At 55.8% G+C, this 4,638-nt stretch carries 4 protein-coding genes; all 4 read right to left on the bottom strand.

All coding sequences use genetic code 11. The features are described from left to right. Positions 1-391 precede the first annotated feature (391 nt). Complete coding sequence (ftsH3, locus tag IQ273_RS30755) at positions 392-2,233, bottom strand: ATP-dependent zinc metalloprotease FtsH3 (RefSeq protein ID WP_313898307.1); 1,842 nt, start codon at positions 2,231-2,233, stop codon at positions 392-394. 224 nt (positions 2,234-2,457) lie between these two features. Next, on the bottom strand, positions 2,458-3,258 hold the full coding sequence (locus tag IQ273_RS30750; RefSeq protein ID WP_194026890.1) for an aminotransferase class IV: 801 nt from the start codon (positions 3,256-3,258) through the stop codon (positions 2,458-2,460). Beyond that, positions 3,259-3,936 carry a hypothetical protein gene (locus IQ273_RS30745; protein ID WP_194026889.1) on the bottom strand — a complete coding sequence of 226 codons (678 nt, stop codon included), beginning with the start codon at positions 3,934-3,936 and terminating at the stop codon, positions 3,259-3,261. An 83-nt stretch (positions 3,937-4,019) separates the two neighbouring features. Then, positions 4,020-4,638: N-acetylmuramoyl-L-alanine amidase (locus IQ273_RS30740; protein WP_194026888.1), on the bottom strand; the 619-nt coding region annotated here is incomplete at its 5' end.

Genomic DNA, 4,638 nt, shown 5'->3' with positions numbered 1-4,638 from the left:
GTACTAGGGCCACCACCCTCAGCGGCGTTCCAATGCGATTGGTAGCGACACTAATCACCAGCTAAGGGATGAATGGCGCTGCCCACCAGCTTTTCCCGCGATATTCCATTCCACCTTTGCGTGACCTAAGTCACTGATTTTACGGATGCAAAACACTGATTTCACTCAGAAAAACAACGGCGCTGGGCTGTTTCTTTTAATAGAGCGGCAGAGAGACAACGATAAAATTCCTCGCTGCTTTTCTTATTTCACCTACTAGCAGACTACCAGGAGCCACTCATGTAGCTCTTTTCTCGGCAAAACCTCACTTGTCCTAACGTTCGAATAAAAAAGGGATGCCCAAGTTTGGGCATCCCTTTTTTGGCTTTAACTAAGCCAGAACCAACCCGTTTTACACGATCGAAGCCATGCTGACATCGTTGGTGGCAAGCAGCATCTGAAGCTCTTCAGAATCCACGGTTTCTTTATCTACCAGCATATTGGCCAGCTGGTCGAGCACGTTGCGGTTGTTGATGAGCACCTGCTTGGCGCGGGTGTAGGCTTGGTCAACCAGACCACGCACTTCGGAGTCAATGGTGGCGGCAGTTTCTTCCGAAAAATCGCGCTCGGCGGAAATATCGCGGCCCAGGAACATATTGCCCTGCTGGCGACCGAGGGCCACCGGACCCAGCTTGTCGCTCATGCCAAAGCGGGTAACCATCTGGCGGGCAACGCGGGCGACCTGCTGCAGGTCGTTGGAAGCACCCGTGGTAACTTCCTCTTCACCGAAGATAATCTCTTCAGCAATACGGCCACCCAGGGCCACGGCCATCTGGTTTTGCAGATAGGAGCGAGAGTACAGACCCGACTCCAGACGGTCTTCGCTGGGGGTAAACCAGGTTAGACCACCAGCCCGACCGCGGGGGATGATGCTGATTTTCTGTACAGGGTCGTAGTCGGGCATGAGCGCACCGACTAGAGCGTGACCGGCTTCGTGATATGCGACCAGCTCTTTGCGCTTTTCGCTCATCACGCGGTCCTTCTTCTCGGGACCAGCCAAGACGCGATCGATCGCATCGTTAACCTCATCCATCGAAATTTCGGTGAGGTTGCGGCGGGCGGCCAAAATAGCGGCCTCGTTTAGCAGGTTGGACAGGTCGGCCCCGGTAAAGCCAGGGGTGCGACGGGCAATCTTCTGCAAATCGACATCCTTAGAGAAGGTTTTGCCGCGGGCGTGGACGTTGAGAATTTCGAGCCGACCAGCGTAGTCGGGGCGATCGACAACCACCTGGCGGTCGAAACGACCGGGGCGCAGCAGAGCCGCATCCAGTACGTCGGGGCGGTTGGTGGCGGCAATGATGATGATACCGGTGTTGCCCTCAAAGCCATCCATTTCGGTCAGCAGCTGGTTGAGGGTTTGCTCGCGCTCGTCGTTGCCGCCGCCGAGGCCTGCGCCCCGCTGACGACCCACGGCGTCAATCTCGTCGATAAACACGATACAGGGAGCGTTGGCCTTGGCCTGCTCGAACAGGTCGCGCACGCGGGAAGCACCCACACCCACAAACATTTCGACGAACTCAGAACCGGAGATAGAGAAGAAGGGCACGCCCGCTTCGCCTGCAACGGCCTTGGCTAGTAGGGTTTTACCGGTACCGGGAGGGCCAACCAGCAGCACACCCTTGGGAATCTTGGCACCGACGGCAGTAAAGCGATCGGCATTCTTGAGGAAGTCAACGACTTCGGTTAGCTCTAGCTTGGCCTGCTCAATACCGGCTACGTCGCCAAAGGTGACCTGGGTTTGCGGCTCCATTTGGACGCGAGCCTTGGACTTACCAAAGTTCATAGCCTGGTTGCCGGGGCCACTCTGGGCGCGGCGCAGCACAAAGAACAGTACCCCTAGCAGCAAAATTGGAATCAGCAGGGTGCTAAAGGCCCGCACCCAGACGCTGTCGTTGCTTTGGGGCGTGACCACAATATCGACATTGTTGGTTTCCAGGGTGCTAATTAGCTCCTGGTCATTAGGCAGGTTCACAATTACCTGACCATTGCCTTCGGGGTCGGTAAAGCGAGCGCGGGTGCGATCGGCGCTAATGCTGACGCGCTCGATCTGGTTATTTTGTACCGCGTCTAGAAACTGGCTGTAACGCCAGGTCTGGGTTTCAGGGCCAGAACCATCAAAAATAGCGGTCGCTAGCGCAATCACTACAACGACCAGCAGGGCGTATAAACCTGCATTTCTCCACCGTTTGTTCACCGGGCTAATGCCTCCACTAACGTCTTGGGATGAACCGTTTCTAAGAAACGGCTCTTTAAGGCTGAATCTTAAATAAGCCGTGATAATTAGAAGGATATTAACTTATGTTAACGTCATCTGTCGGAATGGGACAACTAAACCTAATTCAAGTCCAGAAGTGGAGTGTTGCCTGCAGGAAGCCGACCGATCCCGAGCTGGACTTGGTATAGATGTGAATTTGACCATCAATTTTCTCTGAATGCAGCCCGCAAAGCCTCTAAGGCGGGGTGCTGTGGGTTAAGTTCCAGTCTACTGCGATCGCCAATAACTGTGTGTATTGGCACCACCTGCACCGCTGAGTTGCTGTAAGCCAGCACCTCAAAGCGCTGGATCACTCCCGGTGGCCAGGCAGATTGCTTAACCCGCTCTCCCCGCTGCCTCAGGTGCTCAATCAGATGCGATCGCACAATTCCTGGCAGCAGACCCGACTCTAGACCGGGGGTATGCCACTGGCCGTTAGCCCAGCCCCAGAGGTTGCCGGTGCTAGTTTCGAGCCACTGACCCCGAGCATCGACCAGAATGGCTTCGCGGGCACCGTGCTGCTGGGCGGCTTGTAAAGCTAACCACGCGCCAAGGTAGTTGCCGGTTTTGTAGGCGGGCAGGGGTCGCTGATACAGTTCCCCTTCGGCTATCCAGGTGGTAACGCCCTCAGCCTGCATATCCCAGAGGTCTAGAGGGAAGTGGCGTCCTGTGACCAGTTCTCGTCCATCGAGAAAACAGGTTACGCGCAGCAATGGATAGTCATGTAGCAAGATCTCAGCGCCCCGACACACCCGATCCCAGTTTGGCTCTGGCCAGCTAAAGGCCCTTAGCCCATTGATGAGGCGCTTTTGGTGAGCCGCCCAGGCTGTCAAAGGATGATCAAGATGGTTGTTGTAGATCCGCAGCGTCGTGAACACCGTCGCGCCATAAAACAGGGCGGGATCTTGAATAGCTAGGGATAATTGGGTGCCGGAGTGAAGCTGTCCATTAAACCAATAGGTCATTCAGGCCTCTCTGCTGCGCGCTTTAAACGGCTGCCAGTAGCCAAGGTTAGGGTTCACGGCTGAGAGGGTAATGGCACTGGGCACCTTAGTTTTCAACTCCAGCAGCAGCACTAAGGTTTTTGCTTGCTGCCGCAGCATCTCTAGCTGCTGGTTCGACGCAGAGACTATAAATTCTTCTGCTTTAACCACAGCCACAGTTATATGTTGCTGGTCAAGCAGCGCCAGAAAGTTTGTGTAGGTAATGAGCTTACCCTCTCGAACCAGCATCTCCGCCAGTTGAACCCGATGGTAATACAGAAAATTTTGGTCATCTAGGCCACAATTTAACGCATGCAGATGGAGCTTGAGACTGCGCTTGAAACGCTCGTCGTAGCTAAGTTTGGCGTAAATGCCTTGGGTAATCAAGAGATTCTCTTGGGCCAGAATCCGAGCAAGAATATAGATGGACGTTGCCCGATAGTAATCATCGGCCATGAAGGTTTTCCCGCCCCAGTCCAGCAGGTTATTCAGCCGATAGTAGAGAGATTCAACGGCATTTTGAAGCTGGAGTAGGTATACCTCAATGATCTCACGGCGCTCTTGCTGAGCCGCAGAACGGCGCTGAAAATAGTATTGAATCAATGCGCCAGTAAAGGTGCCCAGCCCAGCGAAGATAAGGGCACGGAGTTCATTAGTCATAGCGGCAAGGTCAATAAATCGCTAGAGGCCTTAAGCTTACCTTCAGTTCCAGGAGTTGCTGGATTGAACTACAGCCACAGCCCCTACTGGAGGTATTGCAAAATGCCGCGAGCGATCGCCTGGGCCATGGTTTCGCGCCAGGCGGGGTCGGCCAGGCGGGGGGCATCTTGCGCGCCGGTGACAAAGCCGACTTCCACCAGGGCGGAGGGCATGTTGGTGGCTCGCAGCACGTAGAAGCGGGCCTGCTTGACGCCGCGATCGCGCATTCCTGTCGCCGCCAGCATACTGGCCTGCAAGGTAGCCGCCAGCCGCCGCCCGCTCTCTGACGAGTGGTAGGTCTCAATACCGTTGACATCGGGGCGGCTCATGCTAATAGCATTGGCGTGAATGCTGACGAACAGGTTGGCCTGAGCCCGATTGGCAATATCGGCTCTAACTTGCAGATCCAGGGTCGTATCCTGCTGCCGAGTCATCACCACCACTACGCCCTGGGCTTCGAGCAGCGCCGCCACCCGCTGCGAAATCGGAAAAATCACCTGTTTCTCTTGCAGGCCGCCAATGCCGACCGCACCAGGGTCGCGGCCACCGTGGCCGGGGTCAATGGCCACCACCACTCGCCCGCTGGGTACAGAGGGCAGCGCTAGGTGCTCCGCAGAGCGGGTTTCCGGGGCCGGAGTTGCTGGGGCCGGGGTTGCCCGTGCT

The sequence above is a fragment of the Nodosilinea sp. LEGE 07298 genome, assembly GCF_015207265.1.
Taxonomy (GTDB): domain Bacteria; phylum Cyanobacteriota; class Cyanobacteriia; order Phormidesmidales; family Phormidesmidaceae; genus Nodosilinea.
This window is presented reverse-complemented; position numbering and strand designations above follow the sequence as displayed.

Excerpts from the sequence above, each read along its gene's own strand:
- IQ273_RS30750 (WP_194026890.1), bottom strand. The coding sequence starts at position 3,258 with ATGACCTATTGGTTTAATGGACAGCTTCACTCCGGCACCCAATTATCC.
- IQ273_RS30745 (WP_194026889.1), bottom strand. The coding sequence starts at position 3,936 with ATGACTAATGAACTCCGTGCCCTTATCTTCGCTGGGCTGGGCACCTTT.